The organism is Desulfomicrobium aestuarii (assembly GCF_055385525.1).
In genome coordinates this window covers 378,964-395,793 of the sequence record NZ_AP042427.1, presented here as the reverse complement: position 1 = coordinate 395,793, position 16,830 = coordinate 378,964, and the positions used below count along the sequence as shown (strand labels likewise).

The following is a 16,830-nucleotide window of genomic DNA, read 5'->3' as shown; positions in this document are numbered from 1 at the left end:
AGGGGATGGAGTCGGTTCCAGCCTGAAATTGGCCTTCGGCCTGCAAAAAGTCAACTTCTCTTTCGCTTTCCTCCCCCGCGGGCTCGGGCCGTGTTGTCATACGTTTCCAGCGCTCCGGCGGGATTGCCCCCACCAATTCGGGGCGCCTGCGCAACAGATCATGTATTTTCCCGGCAAGCCGGAAAAAGATGCGCCCAAAGTTCCCCCGGCTCTTGATAAAGAATTCTGATTTGATTAGATGGACCGATGTACCGTGCGAACTCCGGCAGCTCTTGATTTCCGCCGCCCCGCGCGGACACGGTCCACATCGCCGCCAATGCGGTTTTAGGAGATAAACCCTCAAAATGCCTACTTCCGTCGAATCACGCGTTCAGCACATCCTGAACTCATTCTTGTCTGACAACATCCCCGAGCATATCCGCGACGGGGCCCAGTACCTCATTGCCGACGGCGGCATCCAGAAGATCGACGTCCGCCGCGACGAGGAAACCTGGGACGTCGAGGGCCAGATCCAGGGAGACGAGTTCCAGACCTACACGTCCGAACTGGGCATCAACCTGGACCACGGCAGCGTCCATTCCTACTGCAACTGCGAAGATTCCTTTTCCGGCATCTGCCGCCACGTGGCGGCCACGGCCCTGGGCCTGCTCTCGAAGATGGACGTCAAACGCGAGACCGAGACCCAGCCCATCAAGTCCGAGTGGAAGCAGAGCTTCCGCTACTTCTTCTCCACGGCCCTGGAACCGGAACCAGGACACCACTACTTCATCTACCGCTTCTTCACCGAACCGGGCCGCCTGCAGGTCGAGTTCTTCCGCGCCCGCCAGAACAAGTCCGGACTGTCCACGGTCCAGAACCCCGTGACCCTGGAGCAGATAGTCCGCAACCCCGACTGGTGCGAGATATCCCCCGAGCTGCCCAAGGTCTGCGAGCAGATCGGCCAGTATCTCGACTACTACGGCCACCGGGTGGAGATCCCCTTCGGGCTCATGACCTGGTTCTTCTGGGCCATCAAGAACGAGTACTACCAGCTCTGGGAGGAGACCGAACAGCCCGTGCGCATCGAGAGCACGCCCATGCGGCTGCAGCTGCGCCCCAAGTTCACGGACGACGGCCTGACCTTCGACATCATGCTCGGCCGCGAAGGCAAGGTGCCCTTCTCCATCCTGAACCAGAACGTGTCCTTCTACGGCCACCTGCCCCTGTGGGTCTGTCTCAAGCACAGCTTCTACCCCGTGCAGACGGGCCTGCGCCCGAGCCTGATCCAGGACCTGGTCACATCGCCTCCGGTCATCCCCCACGCCGACATCTCGGAGTTCCTGGACCGGGTCTGGACCCAGATCCCGGCCTCGGACCTGCACGGCCAGGACGAGTTCCTGGAGCGCATGCAGCCCATCTTCGTGCCGGCCACCTACAACCCCAAGCTCTACCTCAACGAAGAGGGGAGCCTGCTGACGCTCGAGATCCAGAACATCTACGAGACCGAGCACGGCGACATCAGCCTGCCCGGCCCCAACCAGGACCTGCAGACCGGCAGCTACCAGTTCGAGGGCAAGTCCTTCCTCATCCGCCGCGACCAGGAGGAGGAAGAGGCCCTGCTGACGACCCTGGTGGACATGAATTTCCAGCCCAGAAGCAGCTCCATGTGGTTCCTGGAGCCCGAGGAGGCCATCACCTTCCTCCTCGACGCCTACCCCAAGCTGGTCGAGGCCTACCGCGTCTACGGCGAGAAGGAGCTGACCCGCTACAAGGTCCGCCTGACGCCCCCCAACGTCGTGGCCACGGTGGAGACCCAGGAAGAGGACAAGTGGTTCAACCTGGAGATAAACGTCGAGTACGACGACATCTCCGTGCCCATCGACAAGATCTGGAAGGCCTGGACCCAGGGCAAGCGCTACGTGCAGCTGAAGGACGGCTCCTACACGAGCCTGCCCGAGTCGTGGCTGGAAAAGCTCGGCCACAAGCTCATCGCCCTGGGCCTGGACCCCGAGAAGCCGCCCAAGAAGCGCTTCGAGAATTTCGAGGCCCCGGTCCTGGACAAGATCCTCGAGGACATCCCCGAGACCACGTCCGACGGGTTCTGGAACACGCTGCGTGACAAGATCAACGACTTCCAGGAGATCAAGCAGATCACCCAGCCCAAGGGCCTGACCGCCACCCTGCGCCCCTACCAGATGCAGGGCGTCAGCTACCTGAACTTCCTGCGCGAGTACCACTTCGGCGGCATCCTGGCCGACGAGATGGGCCTGGGCAAGACCATCCAGACCCTGACCTTCCTGCAGTACATGAAGGAACAGGGGCACAAGGGCCCCAACCTCATCATCGTGCCGACCTCGGTCCTGCCCAACTGGGAACGCGAGGCCCAGAAGTTCGTGCCGGACATGAAGCGCCTGGTTATCTACGGCGCCCGGCGCGAGAACCTCTTCAAGAAGATCGAGTCCTCGGAGCTCATCATCACGACCTACGCCCTGCTGCGCCGGGACCTGGACGAGCTGATGAAGTTCGAGTTCAACGCCATCATCCTGGACGAGGCCCAGAACATCAAGAACCCGAACACCATCACGGCCCGAAGCGTGCGCAAGATGCAGGCCCGCTTCCGCCTGTGCCTGTCGGGCACGCCCATCGAGAACACGCTGCTTGAGCTGTGGTCCCTGTTCGAGTTCCTCATGCCCGGCTTCCTGGGCTCCCAGGCCTCCTTCCAGAAGGGCTTCGTCAAGCCCATCAAGGACGGCGACGACGACAGCCTGGGGTACCTCAAGGCCCGCGTCAAACCCTTCATCCTGCGCCGCACGAAAAACGAGGTGGCCAAGGACCTGCCGCCCAAGGTCGAGAACATCTACTACTCGGCCCTGCTCGACGACCAGCGCGACCTCTACGCCGCCCTGGCCAAGAAGCTGAAAGAGCAGGTCCTGCAGGACGTGGACGAGAAGGGCATCGGCCAGAGCCAGATCTCCATTCTGGACGCCCTCTTGAAGCTGCGCCAGATCTGCTGCCACCCGCGGCTCTTAAAGCTCGACATGCCCGGCTTCAACGCCAACCTCTCCTCGGGCAAGTTCGAGGCCTTCAAGGACCTGGTGACCTCCATCATCGACGACGGCCACAAGGTGCTCGTCTTCTCGCAGTTTGTGCAGATGCTGCATATCATCCGCAACTGGCTGCACATGGTCGAGATCCCCTTCTGCTACCTCGACGGCACATCGAAGGACCGCTTCGAGCAGGTCGACAAGTTCAACAACACGCCCGAGATCCCCATCTTCCTGATCTCGCTCAAGGCCGGCGGCACGGGCCTCAACCTGACCTCGGCCGACTACGTCATCCACTACGACCCGTGGTGGAACCCGGCCGTGGAGGACCAAGCCACGGACCGCACGCACCGCATCGGCCAGACTCGCCAGGTCTTCGCCTACAAGATGATCTGCGAGAACACCGTCGAGGAGAAGATTTTGAAGCTCCAGGAGTCCAAGAAAGGCATCGCCGACTCCATCATACCCGGCCAGACGGCCTGGAAGAGCCTCACCAGGTCGGACCTGGAAATGCTCTTCGAAGTCTAGAACCGAACACGCGGGGAAGGGGGCGACTCCTTCCCCGCTTCACGTTGCGGGGGCCATCATGCTCCATCTCCTGGCCGCGAACGCCGTCCTCGTCCTGCACCTGCTCTTCATCTGCCTGGTGGTTTTCGGCTCCCTGGCCGTGCCGCGCCGGCCGCGCTTCGCCTTCATCCATCTTCCCGCCGCCGTCTGGGGCTTTCTGGTCGAGGCCATGGGCTGGTACTGCCCCCTGACGGACCTGGAAAACGAACTGCTGCGCCGGGCCGGCCAGGCCGGGTACGACGGGAGTTTCCTGGAACACTACCTGCTGGCGGTCATCTACCCCGAAGGGCTGACTCGCGGGGTCCAGCTGGCTCTGGCCGCGGCGGTGCTGCTGATCAATGGGAGTGTGTACGGATGGATGCTGGCCAGGCGGCTCAGGAGCCGGCCCGGGCCGCGGTGAGGGAAGGCGGCAGCACGCGCTGCACCCGCTTGAGGCGCGGCCACCAGTAGGCGTCGAACTCCGAGACCGTCACGCCGACGGTCGAGGATGCGTGCAGGAACCTGCCCCGCTCGACCACCACGCCGATGTGGTCGCCGCGCTTGTCGATGAAATAGACGAGATCTCCGGGCCGCATGTCGGCCGGCGGCACGTTCTGCCCAAGTCGGCTCTGCTCGCGCGAGGTGCGGGGCAGCTCCAGGGCGAAGGCCTCCCGGAAGACGACCTGCATGAGCCCGGAACAGTCGACGCCGCGGCGGTCCGTGCCGCCGATGCGATGCGGGACGCCCTTCCAGGCCTCGTAGCTGGCCAGGAGGGTTTCCTTCACGGCAGGCTGCCTGACGGGCTGCTGTAAGGGCGGAGCGGACGGGATGGATTGGATGACGGTCTTGGACGCGCAGCCGGCGGACAGGAAAAGGGCGCAGGCGGCGAGAACGAGGAACGGGCGGGTCAGGGGAATCGGAGACGTGAGACAGCGCATACCCATTTACCCATGTACCGCCGTCAGGGCGGGATCGGGGCGAGGCTCGGGCCTCAGCCGCCCTTGCGCATCAGCGCGTCCTGGTCCCTTTCGTCGAGAATCCGGCGGACCCGGATGAGACGCTTGGACCAGTAGCCGTCGAACTTGGAGATGATCACGCCCTTGCGGCGGGAAGCGTGGAGGAACTGCCGGTCGTCGATGGCCACGCCGACGTGCTTGCGGCCACGGTCGATGAAGTACAGCAGATCGCCCGGGCGGATGTCGCCCTTGGCCACGGACTCACCGAGCTTGGCCTGGTCGCTGGAACTGCGGGGCAGATCAACTTCGAAGGCGTCGCGGAAAATGGCCTGGACCAGTCCGGAGCAATCGACGCCGCGGTAGTCGGTCCCGCCGGCGCGGTATCTGACGCCCTGCCAATCCTCGTACTGGGCCAGCACGACATCGCTGATGGAGGGGACTTCCTCGACCGACTCGAGGACATCGTTCGACTCCGCCTCGTCTTCGTATTCGTTGTCGAAGTCCGCATTCAAGGACATATCGCCGAAAAGGTGTTCCTGGTCATCGAAAATGGCCGCGAAGTCGGCCTCGCGGGGCGGGGCGGGAACGGGAGCGTTTTCCTGGGTCGTCACAGGCGCAAAGGCGGTCTGCTGATCTGGTGTCTGAATGGTGGCCGCGGAATCCGGTCCAGCGACCTTGCGGGCGCAACCCCCGCCGGCGAGGGCCAGGACGAAAAGGAGCCCGCACAGCACATGCAGCCAGTCAACAGGGCCTTGCCCACTGTGTCGAAAAACCATAGCTTCCCCTCCTGTTCCGGAATATTTCGAGAGTTCCTACACGAGGAAATCCTTCGCGTCAAAACCTGAAGCCCGATTTTCTTCCGCACGGATTTTGCTAAACCCGGGAGCCTCCCCATGCACCCTTCCACACGACTGATCCACGTTCCCCCAACGCATTGTCCGAATGCCCGCACCATTAGCCCTCCGGTGCAGCGCGGCTCCACCGTCCTCTTCGACAGCCACGCCGATTTCCTGCGGGCCGGACGGGGCGAGTACCCCGGCATCACCTACGGCACAGACCGCCTGCCCCAGCAACGGGCGCTTGAGGAGGCACTGCAGGATCTGGAAAAGGCCGCCCTGACCCGGGTGTTCCCCTCGGGCATCAGCGCCATCTCCGAGACGCTCATGGCCTTTGTGCAGGCCGGAGACCACGTGCTGGTCTGCGACAACGCCTACGGCCCCACGACCCGCTTCTGCCATGAGGTGCTCGGGAAATTCGGCGTGCGCTGCGACGCCGTACCGCCGGACGTCGGCGCGGACATCGTCCGATACCTGCTTCCCGAGACGCGCCTCGTCTTCCTGGAATCCCCCGGCTCCATCACCTTCGAGATCCAGGACATCCCGGCCGTGACCGCCGAGGCGCGCAGGCGCGGGATCGTCACGGTCCTCGACAACACATGGGCCACGCCCCTGTTTCTCGACCCCTTCGAACTGGGCGTGGACGTGATCATCCAGTCCGTGACCAAGTACATCTGCGGCCACTCGGACCTGCTCATGGGCTCGGTGTCGGTCAACGCGGACCACGCGCAGACCTTGGCGGGGTTCTACGCCTGCCGCGAGATCTACGCCTCGCCCGAAGACTGCGCCCTAGCCCTGCGCGGGCTCAAGACCCTGGACGTGCGCATGCGCGCGCACCAGGCCTCGGCCCTGACCGTGGCCTCGGGCCTGGCCGGGCACCCGCTGGTGGACGCGGTCCTGCACCCGGCCCTGTCGTCCCACCCCCAGCACGACCGCTGGAAGCGCGACTTCCGCGGCTCGTCGGGGCTCTTCGCCGTAACGCTGAAAAAGGAATACCCCGACGACGTTCTCGGCCGCTTCCTCGACAGCCTGCAGTTCTTCGGCATCGGCTACAGCTGGGGCGGCTTCCTGAGCCTGGCGACCACGGGCAAGCCGGCGCGGCGCTTCGGCGGCCCGCTGCAGGGCAGGACGCTCGTCCGCCTGAACATCGGGCTGGAGGACCCGCAGGACCTGCTGGACGACCTGCTCCAGGGACTGGAACGGCTCGCTGAATGAAAACGCGCCGCCCCCGGATGCGCGGGAACGGCGCGATGTGCCTCAAGCCGGTGGATGGCGCGTCTACTCTACGTACTCGCGCGGGTTCTGACCCAGGAGGCAGAAGACCTCGTAGGTGATGGTCCCCCACCACGCGGCCAGTTCCTCGGCCCTGACGGCGTTCTCGCCCGGCCCGCCGAGGATGAAGACCTCGTCGCCCACGGCGGCCTCGGGCACCGGCCCCAGGTCCACCGCCGTGAGCTGCATGCAGACCCGGCCGAGGACGTCGACCCTGCGGCCGCGCAGGAGCATCTGCGCCTTTCCTGAAAGCCCCCGCGAATAGTTGTCCGCGTAGCCCACGGCGACGATGCCGATGCGCATCTCGCGCGGCGTGGTGAAGGTCCGTCCATAGCTCACGGTCCGGCCGGCCGGGATGGTGCGGACCTGCACCAGGCGGCTGACAACGTCCATGCCCTGCCGGAGTCCCTGGCCAAGATGCGCGAGGCCCGTGCCGTGGAAGGGGTTGCCGCCGTAGAGCGCGATGCCCGGACGCTGCAGGTCGTGGTGCGTGCGCGGATGGCCGAAGATGGCCCCGGAGTTGGCCAGGCTGCCCCGCACGTCGAGCCCCCGCGCATGCAGGGCGTGCAGGATGCCCTCGAAGCGGCCGGCCTGCTCCTGCACATACCCGTCCTGCTCGGGGTCGTCGGCCGTGGCCAGGTGCGAGGCGGCCATGACGGCCCGGACGCTGCCGAGCCCTTCCAGAAGATCCGCCACCCCTCCGGCCTCGTCGGCCCCGAACCCGAGACGGGACATGCCCGTGTCGAACTTGAGGGCGACCCGGACCGGCATGCCCGCCCTGGACGCGGCCTCCTCCAGCAGAAGCAGCTGCTCGGAACTGCCGACAAAAGGGATGATGTCGTGTTCGCAGACCAGCCCGTAATCCGCCGCGTCGATGGGCCCGAGCAGGGAGATGACCTCCGCCCCGGGCGTCGTCTCCTTGAGGACGGCAGCCTCGCCCACGGTGCCCGCGGCCATGGTCCGCGCGCCGGCGGCAAACAGCGCCCGGGCCGCCTCGCGCAGGCCGTGCCCGTAGGCGTCGGACTTGATGACCGGCGCGGGGTTGGCCGCGTATCCACGTATCATGTTGAAATTATCCACAATCGCGCCCACGCGGATGCGCGCGCGCACATGATTGTACCAGATGCTCATCGGTTATTCCTCAGGTTGTCGTGTCAGACCCGCAGGCGCACGTGGTAGCCCCGGCCGTCGCGGGCGACGAGAAGCATCACGGTGTTGGCCATGCGGTAGCGCTTGAAGGCTCGTGCGAAATCCGTGACCGAGGCCTGCGCCTCGCCGGCGATCTTGACCAGGACATCCCCGGGCTTGAGGCCGAGCTGCTGGGCCGGGCTGCCCGGCCGCACTCCGGCCACTGCCAGTGCGCGGCCCCGGACCTGCACGGACAGCCCCCAGCGTTTGGCGGCCATCTCCAGGGCCTTCTCGTCCGTGAAGGGCTGCATGCGGGCCGTGACCGTGCGCCGGCCGCCCTGGCCGGCCACGTCGAGCAACGCGTCCTGCCCGAGGGTGTAGTTTCTGAGGATGCGCAGATAATGGCCGCGATCCTCGACATCGACCCGGCCCACGGCCACGATCACGTCGCCGGGTCTGATCCCGGCACTCTCGACGGCGGGCTCGTGGACCTGGGTCACGACCATGCCGCGGGCCTCCCCGAGACCGAGGTAGCCGGCGATGCGCTCGTCCACATCCTGGCCCTCCAGCCCGAGCCACACGGCCTGGACCCGGCCCAGGCTGACGAGTTCGTCGACCACCCTCCTGGCCTTGTTGATGGGGATGGCGAAGCCGATGCCCTGGGCTTCGGCGTAGATGGCCGTGTTGATGCCGACCAGTTCGCCGGCCAGATTCATGAGGGGGCCGCCGCTGTTGCCGGGGTTGATGGCCGCGTCGGTCTGGATGAAGTCCGTGAAGGTGCCCTGCTTGGTCTCGATGGTCCGGCCCATGGCCGAGACCACGCCCGTGGTCACGGTGTTGCCGAAGCCGAAGGGGTTGCCGATGGCGATGACCGTCTCGCCGATCATCATGTCCGACGAATCCCCCATGGCCACCTGGGGCAGGTCCCGGGCGTCCTTGAGGTGCAGCACGGCCAGGTCGAAGTCCGGGTCCGAGCCGACCAGTTCGCCGTCGTACTGCCGCCCGTCGAGCAGGCGGACGCGGATGGTCGAGGCGCCCTCGATGACGTGGGCGTTGGTCAAAACCAGGTTCTTGCGGCCGTCGATAATGACGCCCGAGCCCAGGCTGCGCTGCTCGAAGCGCCGGGTCAGGTCCTGGTCGCCGAAGAAGTGCCGGAAGAGCTGGTCGTCGAAGAGCGTGCCGAAAGGGTTGACCTCCTGCTCGACGATGCGCGCGGTGTGGATGTTGACCACGGCGGGCGCCACGTCCTGCACCGTGCGCACGACCGGGGTCATGCGTACCCCGGGGGTGGACGCCGCAGAAAAATGGGCGCTTGTGAGCGCCCAGAAAACGAGTACTGCCAGAAGTCGCGATATCCTCAATGTATCTTCTCCTTGGTATACGCCCTCACCGCAGGAACGAGGGTAGACCCGGAAGCCTCACTCTTCCTCGAAGGTGATGGCGATGTTCCTGTTTTCCGGCTTGGGGGGACGCTTGGGGACGAGAACGTGCAGCAGGCCGGCCCGCATCCGGGCTTCGACGGAGGACGGGTCGATCTCCATGGGCAGGGCGAAACGGCGCGAAAAGCAGCCATAGAATCGCTCCATGCTCTGAAACGCCGCCCCGACGAGCTCGGCGGGCGGCTTGCGCTCGCCGAAGACCGCCAGTTCGCTGCCGTGCACCTCCAGGGACACGTCCTCGCGTTCGAGTCCCGGCAGCTCCACCAGAATGAGAAAGCCTTCGGCCGTCTCCACCACGTCGGCCAGGGGTCGGAACTGACCCAGCCGCTTGAGGCCCGCGGCAAAAGGCGATGGACAGACCGAGTCCTCGACCAGTCGCTTCATGTCTTCCTTCAGGCACTCCATCTCAAGCCACGGATCCCAGGGAAAAAGCTTCGCCATACCTCACCATCGTTCACTCGGTTGCATCGCGCCTGCGGGTTCCCCCCGAAGAGGACAGGCCGCAGGCATCACAGAAAAAAGTACGCGCAGACGGCCGCCAGAATCAGCACCCCGGCCACGATCACCCAAACCCTGCTCTTCTCGTCGCCCACGAACATGGCACTGCCCACCTGCGTGCTGCGGATGTTCTCGTCCTGGGCCTGGGCCAGGCAGCGCAGTTCGTCGGCCTCGGCTTCGTCCTGCAGCTCCTGCCCCCGATCCCGCCGGCGCACCTCCTCCATGGCCAGGGCGTACACCACCCCGCATTTGGGGCACTCGAAGGGGGAGGCAAAATCGTCATCCCCCTTTCTCCGCTCGTAGGCGCACTTGGGGCACCTCTCAAGCCGCAGCTTGAGGTTCGGCGGAATGACCACCGGCTCTTCGGCGGCCGTCGTTTCGGTCCTTTCGGCTGGTTCTTCCATGCGTTACTCCGCCAGGGTAACCTTCTGCAGTTGGAGGATGTCGATGTCCCCCTTGAATATCTTGGCGATACCGTCCTGATACAAGGTCCGCATGCCTTGTTCAATGGCCATTTCAGCGATCTCGTCGGCCGTCATCCGCCGCGAGATCGCCTTGCGGATCTCCGGCGTGGCCACGAGCAGTTCGTGGATGCCCGTCCGGCCGCGGTATCCCGTCATGGAGCAGCGCCCGCACCCCTTGGCCCTGAACGTCCTGGCCGTGGCCCGGTCCAGGCCGAGTTCAGGGAAATATTTCTCGCCGTACTGCTGGACCAGAAACTTCCACTCCTCGTCCGTGGGCGCGTGCTCCTCCCTGCATTGCGGGCAGAGGGTCTTGACCAGGCGCTGGGCCAGGATGCCGTGCAGTGCCTCGGAGAAGTTGAGGGATTCGATGCCCATCTCCAGCAGGCGCGTCACGGTCTCGGCCGCGGAGTTGGTGTGCAGGGTGGAAAAGACCATGTGGCCCGTCAGGGAGGCCTCCACGCCGATCTGGGCGGTCTGCAGGTCGCGCATTTCGCCGACCAGGATGACGTCCGGGTCGGCGCGCAGGAAGGAGCGCATGATGCGGGGGAAATCGAGGCCGATGGCCGGGTCCACCTGCACCTGCTGCAGTCCGGGCTGTGTGATTTCGACCGGGTCCTCGACGGTCCAGATCTTCCTGTCCGGCGTGTTGATGCGCGCCAGGATGGAGTGCAGGGTCGTGGTTTTGCCCGAACCCGTGGGGCCGACCACCAGGAATATGCCGTGGGGCTTCACCACGAGCCGCTCGATGTGCTCCCGGTTGGGTTCGCTCAGGTTCAGCTTGTCGAAGGGCATGGCCCGGCCCGAGGAGAGCATGCGCAGAACCGCGCTCTCGCCGTAGACCGTGGGCAGGGTGGCGATGCGCAGCTCAAGCTCCCGGCCCTTGAAGCGGACCTTGGCCTTGCCGTCCTGGGGCAGGCGGCGCTCGGAGATGTTCAGGTTGGAGATGATCTTGATGCGGGAGATGACGGGCTTGATGATGCTCTCGGGAATGGACAGGACGCGCTCGCAGGAGCCGTCGATGCGCATGCGCACCATGCCGGGGCGGCCGGGCTTGGACGGTTCGATGTGGATGTCCGAGGCCCCGGCCTTGTGGGCGTGCATGATGACCTTGTTCACGAAGCGCACGGCCAGCTGGCGGCTCTCCTGGGAGATGTCCTCCTCCTCGACATGGGAGACTTCGAGGCCTTCCTCGGCGATCTCCTCCAGATCGGCGAAGGTGTCGGCCAGATCCTCGCCGAAATCGTCGTCCGACAACATGTCGCCCTCGTCCTCGTCCATCTCCTCCGGAAGCTTCGCCTCGAACTTGGCCTTGGCGGCCCCTCCGCCCTTCGGGAGCTGGCTGCGGTCGCCCAGGAAGGCCATGATCTCCTCGGGCAGGCCGACCTTGAACTCGTATTCCCGGACGTTCATGATCCGGCGGATCTCTTCGAGCATCTCTGAGTCGTGGGGGTTGTGGACCAGGACCACGGCCCTGTCGCCCCTGACCTGCAGCGGCACCCAGAGGTTGTTCAGCAGATACTGCCGGTTGATTCCCTTGAGGTTCTGCTCCGGCACGGGGTTGTCATGGAAACGGACGAAGGGGGTCTGGTAGTAGAGTTCGAGGGAAGCCCCGATGTCCTCGGCCTTGACCCCGAAATCGTACTGCAGCAGGCGCGACGCCGAGACGCCGCGTTTGGACGACCGCGACAGCACGTCGTCGAGCTGCTGCCGGGTCACCAGTCCGCGCATGACGAGATTTTCGTAGGGACCCTTGGGGAGCTTGCGTTCATCGAACATCTTCTGGCCCATGATGCTGACGATGAGCCGACAGAAGGCCTCGTCCTCCCGCGAAAACGACCCGCCCTTCTTGTTGAGGAGCTGCAGGACGCCCAGCAGGGAGTCTTCGTGCTGGATGGGCATGCTGATGAGACTCGTCGTGTCGAACCCGACCAGCTTGTCGTATTCCCGGTCAAAACGCAGGCTGGGGTGCACGGCCTCGAGGTCGTCGGGCTCGATGCCCTTCAGGATGAGGGGCAGCAGGGACATGGCCGTGTACCCGGCCACGCTGGATGCGGAAATCTGCAGCCGGACCTCCGCCGGCCTGCCGTCCTTCAGGACCACGGCGTAGAGTTCGGAGTTCTTCTCGTCGCACCGGTAGAGACGGATCTGATCGACCTGGAAAAGAGCCTTGAGGTCGGGCAGACACTTGTTCCAGGCCATCTCGAAGGCCTGCGCTTCCTGGAAGATGTTCTTGATGGCTATGAGCTGGGTCTTGGGCATCCTGAATCCTCGCGTCCGACACGTCGAAATAGCTGAAAAACAAGAAACGGGACCGGGAGATGACGTTCCGGTCCCGTGCGACACACGTCCCCGCGCATGGTCAGACCAGGTACGTCGGGGCGGAACCGGCGCTGCTGTGCTCGCGCATGGCCCTGATCTTCATGATCAGCTCGTCGCGCTGCTGCTTGTAGATGTAACGCTCGGAATGGCAGCGGATGCGGGCGATGAGCTCCGGCTTGTCCGGCAGCTTGATCATGTAGTCGTTGGCCCCCAGGGCCAGGGCCTTCTTCTTCAACTCGGGCTCCTCGCGGGCCGAGAGCACGATGAGCGGGACATCGTTGAAATCCTCGCTGCTCTTGAAGAACTTGACCATGGTCAGCCCGTTCACGCCGGGCATGACGAGGTCGAGCATGATGACCGTCGGCTGGGCCGAGATGGCCGTCTCCAGGGCCTTGTCGGGCTCCTTGCAGTAATGGAAGGTAATGTCCGTCTCGCCGGACAGCTTGATGCGCATTGCCTCGCCGATGAGGAATTCGTCATCGATGAGCAGAACCGAAATGGGTATCTGCGTCACGTATTGTGATGCCATGGCGTCAATATCCTGATTGTACATACTCATGCCTTGCGCTCCACGATCTGCACTTTTTCCATGTATCCGGCCATTTCGTCGAGCAGAAGCTCGATCTCCTCCGGGTTCTTCTGCATCCCCGCCGTCTCTATCCTGTACCCCAGATGGCTGAGATAATCAAAGCCGTAGGTGCTCCCAAGGCCCTTCTGGCTGTGCCCGTGCCGACAGATGAGGTCGAAGTTTCCCTTGGTCACGGCCTCGCGCATTTCTTTAATGTTAGTACGCATTGTGTCCATGAACAAGGGGACGAGCTCGTACAGTTCCTCGTCGACCTCTACCTTGTAATCCTGCTCCTCCACGACCGGCTCGATCACCGGCTCGACCTGCACGCCGCCGGACACCGGTTCCGTCACCTCCTCCTCGACCAGTTCCTCCTTGATGTCGTAGAGGATGTCGACGCGCTCCAGGTAGTTGCCCAGGGCGGACAGCAGGGCCTTCAGCTCTTCGGCGTCCCGGGCGTCGGAAGCCGCCTGGATGCGCTGGCCGATGATGCTGATGTAGTCGAACCCGTAGGTGCTGCCGAAGCCCTTGTGGCTGTGCCCGAAGCGGCGCAGGGTGGGGAAATCCTTCTGGGCCAGGGCCTTGTTCATGAGCTCGAGGTCCTTCTGCATGGCGTCCATGAGGAAGGGGATGAGTTCGGACATCTCCGGCGCCACGTGGACCTGGTAACGGCCCGAGACGGGTTCCGGCAGGACGTCCGTCGAGGCCGTCTCCTCGGGCTCCCCGGCGGTCTGGATCTTCGGCGCCGCGCCCGTGTTCATGAACACGGCCAGATGGTTGACCGCCTCGATGACGACCTCCAGCTGCCGGCTCTTGGCCGCGATCTCGATGATCTTGCCCGCCTGGCTGATCTCGTCCACGGCGTAGGTGCTGCCCAGACCTTTGAGGCTGTGGCCGCTGCGCTGCATGGTCACGAAGTCCTTGGTGGTGATGGCGTCTGCCAGCTGGGACTGAAAGTCGCGCACCGTGCGCAGGAACAGCGGCCGCAGGTCCTCGAGCTCCGGGTCGATCTGGACCGGGGAATCCTTCTCCTCGTAGGCCTGGCTCACCAGGGGCTTGACCGGTTCCCGGGTCTCGGGGGCCATGGACTCGAGCTGCCCGGCGAAGCGGTCCACGACTTCGAGCAGGGCCTGCTTCTTGATGGGCTTGGCCAGGAATTCGGTGCAGCCGGCGGCCATGGTCTTCTGGCGGTGCTCCTGGAAGGCGTGCGCCGTCAGGGCGATGATGGGGGTCTTGTACTCGCGCTTCTCGGCCTCCCACATGCGGATGCGCCGGGTGGCCTCCAGGCCGTCCATGACCGGCATCTCCATGTCCATGAGCACGAGGTCGAAGGGCTCCTCCATGAACTTCTCGACCGCGATGCGGCCGTTTTCAGCCTGCACCAGCGTCACGCTCAGGGATTTCAGGAACAGCTCCACCACGCGCCTGTTGGCTTCGACGTCGTCGACCAGCAGAATCTTCCAGCTCCTGTCCTGGAGCCCGGTCAGGCGCTTGCGCTGGGCCTCGGAAATGGCCTCGAAGAGCCTGTCGTGCAGGGTCGCCGGGCAGTCCTTGCGCAGGATGGTGGACAGGCCGGGCATGTCCGCCGCGCCGGGCAGTTCGGCCAGTTCCGCCTCGGAATCGGCCACCAGGATCACGCTGGAGAGCTGCATGCCCTGCCCCATGAGGAGCTGGACGATGTCGAAACCCGGCTCGCGGTCCACAACGGAGTCGACGAGGATGGCCTGGAAGGCCCGGTCTCCCTTGTTGGCGCTCAAGGCGTCGACGGCCAGGGCGGCGGACTTGCGGGACGTGGGCACGATGCCCCAGCTGCGCACCAGGCTCGAAATGCTCTCGTGCCCCTCGGGCATGTCCTCGATGACCAGCAGGCGGGTGTCGACCGGGATCTTCAGCTTGAACTCGGCCGGCTGCATCTGGAAATCGGGTTTCAGGGGCAGCTTGAAGAAGAAGGACGTCCCCCTGTTCACTTCGCTCTCGACCCAGATCCTGCCGCCCATGAGCTCCACGAGCTTCTTGGAGATGGCCAGACCCAGGCCGGTGCCTCCGAACTCGCGGGTCGTGGAGGAGTCGGCCTGGGCGAAGCTCTCGAAGATGGCGTCCAGCTTGGAGGCGGGGATGCCTATGCCGGTGTCCCGGATCTCGAAGAGGCAGCACGGCGCGCCGTCGTCCATGACGGACTCGCCCACTGCCAGGGTCACGCCGCCCCGGCTCGTGAACTTGATGGCGTTGCCGAGCAGGTTGATGATGATCTGGCGGATGCGGGTCGGGTCGCCCATGTAGCGGTTGGCCAGGCCCGGCGAAACCTTGCGGGTCAGGGTCAGGGACTTCTCCTCGGCCCGGTAGGAGAAGAGCTTGCCCACGTCCTCGACGAGCTCCGGCAGGTTGAAGGAGATCGTCTCGAGCTTGATCTGGCCGACCTCGATCTTGGAGAAATCGAGGATGTCGTTGATGATCCCGAGCAGAAGTTCGCCCGCCGAGCTGAACGTCTTGACGTACTCGCGCTGCTCCTCGTTGAGGCTCGTCTCCTGGAGCATTTCGGCCATGCCCAGGATGGCGTTCATGGGCGTGCGGATCTCGTGGCTCATCCTGGCCAGGAACTCGCTCTTGGAGCGGGTGGCGTTGTCGGCCTCCTCCTTGGCCTGGCGCAGGTCCTCGGCGTGCTGGCGCAGCAGCTCGCTGGCCTTCTTGCGGTCGGAGATGTCCTCGATGACGAGGATCACGCCGCGGGACAGGTCCTTGGGGTCGATGGCCTTGGCCGAGACCTGGCTCCAGAACACGGCGCCGTTCTTGCGCCGGAACTGGTACTCCATCTGGGCGATCTCGCGTTCGGCAAGGCGCCCGTAGAACCTGTTCACGAAGTCCTCGTAGTTCCGGGACGAGATGTGGAACCTCTCCGGGCTGACCAGCGGCATGTCCTCGATGGAATAGCCGAAGATGGCGGCGAAGCGGCTGTTGGCCCGGATGACCTTGTGGTCCGAGGAAAAGACCGCGATGCCCACCAGGGAGTTGTCGAAGATGGCCTGCAGCTCGTGGTAGGCGTTGTTCAGGTCCTGGGTCCGTTCGTCGACCTTCTTCTCCAGGTCCTCGTAGACCTCCTTGAGGTTGCGGCTCATGATGTTGAAGCCCTCGGCCAGGACGCCGATCTCGTCCTGGCGCTGGTCCAGGTCCGTGGTCACGAACTGGCCCCGGGCGAGGCTCTTGGTCAGGGAGGAGAGGTTGACGACGGGGCTGATGAGGACACGGTTCAGGAAAACGTAGATGAAGATGGCGATGACGCTCAGGACCGCGGCGAAGGCGGCCACGAGCTGCAGGGCGGTGCGCTGGACCTCCTTGCGGGCCTTGTCGATGAACATGCCCACCTTGACCTGGCCGATGCGCTTGCCGTCCGCGAGGACGTCGCGCGTGACCATGACGACGTCATTGGCCGTGTAGGCGCTGATGAGGTCGTCACGGGTCAGCCCTGTCCTGACCTGCCCCGTCAGGAATGATTTGCCCACCACGTCGACGATCTGGCAGTAGGCGACCCGCGGTGAATACTCCGCCTTGGCTGCCAGTTCCTCCAGCAGGAAGACGCTCTGCCTCTGGATGGCCGTCACGCTCGCCGAGGCGACCATTTCGGCCTGCTCCTCGCCTTGCCTGCGGATGTCGCTGACCAGAAAGTCCAGCTGGGTGACGTAGATGAAATATCCCAGCCCGAAGAAGCATGCCGCCAGAATGAACTGCACGCCGAGGTGGATCTTGAACTGGAGCAGATTGAAGAGAGACGTCTTTTTTTCCATAT

Annotated in this window: 12 protein-coding genes; 3 read left to right on the top strand and 9 right to left on the bottom strand. The window is 64.5% G+C overall.

Going from position 1 to position 16,830, the window contains the following annotated elements; all coding sequences use genetic code 11:
• The first annotated feature begins 344 nt into the window (after nucleotides 1-344).
• Together ACZ5AC_RS01760 and ACZ5AC_RS01755 are read left to right on the top strand one after the other, a co-directional pair.
• The gene (locus ACZ5AC_RS01760) at nucleotides 345-3,551 is read left to right on the top strand and encodes a DEAD/DEAH box helicase (protein WP_464249246.1); all 3,207 of its coding nucleotides are present in this window, start codon (nucleotides 345-347) and stop codon (nucleotides 3,549-3,551) included.
• Nucleotides 3,552-3,609: 58 nt separating this feature from the next.
• A complete protein-coding gene (locus ACZ5AC_RS01755) occupies nucleotides 3,610-3,990 on the top strand; it encodes a DUF2784 domain-containing protein (protein WP_464249245.1) in 381 nt (126 codons plus the stop codon).
• Here the strand turns inward: ACZ5AC_RS01755 and ACZ5AC_RS01750 are convergent.
• Nucleotides 3,965-4,513, bottom strand: a complete 549-nt coding sequence (locus tag ACZ5AC_RS01750) for an NlpC/P60 family protein (RefSeq protein ID WP_464249244.1) — start codon at nucleotides 4,511-4,513, stop codon at nucleotides 3,965-3,967. The two genes, ACZ5AC_RS01755 and ACZ5AC_RS01750, sit on opposite strands and share 26 nt — an antisense overlap.
• Nucleotides 4,514-4,560: 47 nt before the next feature.
• Entirely contained in the window at nucleotides 4,561-5,301 is a 741-nt protein-coding gene (locus tag ACZ5AC_RS01745) for an NlpC/P60 family protein (RefSeq protein ID WP_464249243.1), read from the bottom strand.
• A 117-nt stretch (nucleotides 5,302-5,418) separates the two neighbouring features.
• Here ACZ5AC_RS01745 and metC point away from each other — a divergent pair, with 117 nt between their 5' ends.
• Nucleotides 5,419-6,576, top strand: a complete 1,158-nt coding sequence (metC, locus tag ACZ5AC_RS01740; RefSeq protein ID WP_464249242.1) for a cystathionine beta-lyase — start codon at nucleotides 5,419-5,421, stop codon at nucleotides 6,574-6,576.
• Nucleotides 6,577-6,639: 63 nt separating this feature from the next.
• Here metC and alr read toward each other — a convergent pair whose 3' ends face one another.
• From alr to ACZ5AC_RS01705, 7 genes are all read right to left on the bottom strand, one after another.
• The gene (gene alr, locus ACZ5AC_RS01735; protein ID WP_464249241.1) at nucleotides 6,640-7,764 is read right to left on the bottom strand and encodes an alanine racemase; all 1,125 of its coding nucleotides are present in this window, start codon (nucleotides 7,762-7,764) and stop codon (nucleotides 6,640-6,642) included.
• A 23-nt stretch (nucleotides 7,765-7,787) separates the two neighbouring features.
• The gene (locus tag ACZ5AC_RS01730) at nucleotides 7,788-9,035 is read right to left on the bottom strand and encodes a trypsin-like peptidase domain-containing protein (protein WP_464249240.1); all 1,248 of its coding nucleotides are present in this window, start codon (nucleotides 9,033-9,035) and stop codon (nucleotides 7,788-7,790) included.
• A 144-nt stretch (nucleotides 9,036-9,179) separates the two neighbouring features.
• Entirely contained in the window at nucleotides 9,180-9,641 is a 462-nt protein-coding gene (locus ACZ5AC_RS01725; protein ID WP_464249239.1) for an Hsp20/alpha crystallin family protein, read from the bottom strand.
• Nucleotides 9,642-9,709: 68 nt separating this feature from the next.
• Nucleotides 9,710-10,102 (bottom strand): hypothetical protein, encoded by a 393-nt coding sequence (locus ACZ5AC_RS01720; protein ID WP_464249238.1) that lies wholly within the window; start codon nucleotides 10,100-10,102, stop codon nucleotides 9,710-9,712.
• A gap of 3 nt (nucleotides 10,103-10,105) precedes the next feature.
• Complete coding sequence (locus tag ACZ5AC_RS01715) at nucleotides 10,106-12,421, bottom strand: GspE/PulE family protein (protein WP_464249237.1); 2,316 nt, start codon at nucleotides 12,419-12,421, stop codon at nucleotides 10,106-10,108.
• Nucleotides 12,422-12,521: 100 nt separating this feature from the next.
• Entirely contained in the window at nucleotides 12,522-13,040 is a 519-nt protein-coding gene (locus ACZ5AC_RS01710; RefSeq protein ID WP_464249236.1) for a response regulator, read from the bottom strand.
• Nucleotides 13,037-16,828 carry an ATP-binding protein gene (locus ACZ5AC_RS01705; RefSeq protein WP_464249235.1) on the bottom strand — a complete coding sequence of 1,264 codons (3,792 nt, stop codon included), beginning with the start codon at nucleotides 16,826-16,828 and terminating at the stop codon, nucleotides 13,037-13,039. The genes ACZ5AC_RS01710 and ACZ5AC_RS01705 overlap by 4 nt, the downstream gene beginning before the upstream one ends.
• Between the last annotated feature and the right edge of the window lie 2 nt (nucleotides 16,829-16,830).

Coding starts and splice junctions, on each gene's coding strand:
- ACZ5AC_RS01760 (WP_464249246.1), top strand. CDS start 345: ATGCCTACTTCCGTCGAATCACGCGTTCAGCACATCCTGAACTCATTC.
- ACZ5AC_RS01755 (WP_464249245.1), top strand. CDS start 3,610: ATGCTCCATCTCCTGGCCGCGAACGCCGTCCTCGTCCTGCACCTGCTC.
- ACZ5AC_RS01750 (WP_464249244.1), bottom strand. CDS start 4,513: ATGGGTATGCGCTGTCTCACGTCTCCGATTCCCCTGACCCGCCCGTTC.
- ACZ5AC_RS01745 (WP_464249243.1), bottom strand. CDS start 5,301: ATGGTTTTTCGACACAGTGGGCAAGGCCCTGTTGACTGGCTGCATGTG.
- metC (WP_464249242.1), top strand. CDS start 5,419: ATGCACCCTTCCACACGACTGATCCACGTTCCCCCAACGCATTGTCCG.
- alr (WP_464249241.1), bottom strand. CDS start 7,764: ATGAGCATCTGGTACAATCATGTGCGCGCGCGCATCCGCGTGGGCGCG.
- ACZ5AC_RS01730 (WP_464249240.1), bottom strand. CDS start 9,035: ATGACCCCGGTCGTGCGCACGGTGCAGGACGTGGCGCCCGCCGTGGTC.
- ACZ5AC_RS01725 (WP_464249239.1), bottom strand. CDS start 9,641: ATGGCGAAGCTTTTTCCCTGGGATCCGTGGCTTGAGATGGAGTGCCTG.
- ACZ5AC_RS01720 (WP_464249238.1), bottom strand. CDS start 10,102: ATGGAAGAACCAGCCGAAAGGACCGAAACGACGGCCGCCGAAGAGCCG.
- ACZ5AC_RS01715 (WP_464249237.1), bottom strand. CDS start 12,421: ATGCCCAAGACCCAGCTCATAGCCATCAAGAACATCTTCCAGGAAGCG.
- ACZ5AC_RS01710 (WP_464249236.1), bottom strand. CDS start 13,040: ATGAGTATGTACAATCAGGATATTGACGCCATGGCATCACAATACGTG.
- ACZ5AC_RS01705 (WP_464249235.1), bottom strand. CDS start 16,828: ATGGAAAAAAAGACGTCTCTCTTCAATCTGCTCCAGTTCAAGATCCAC.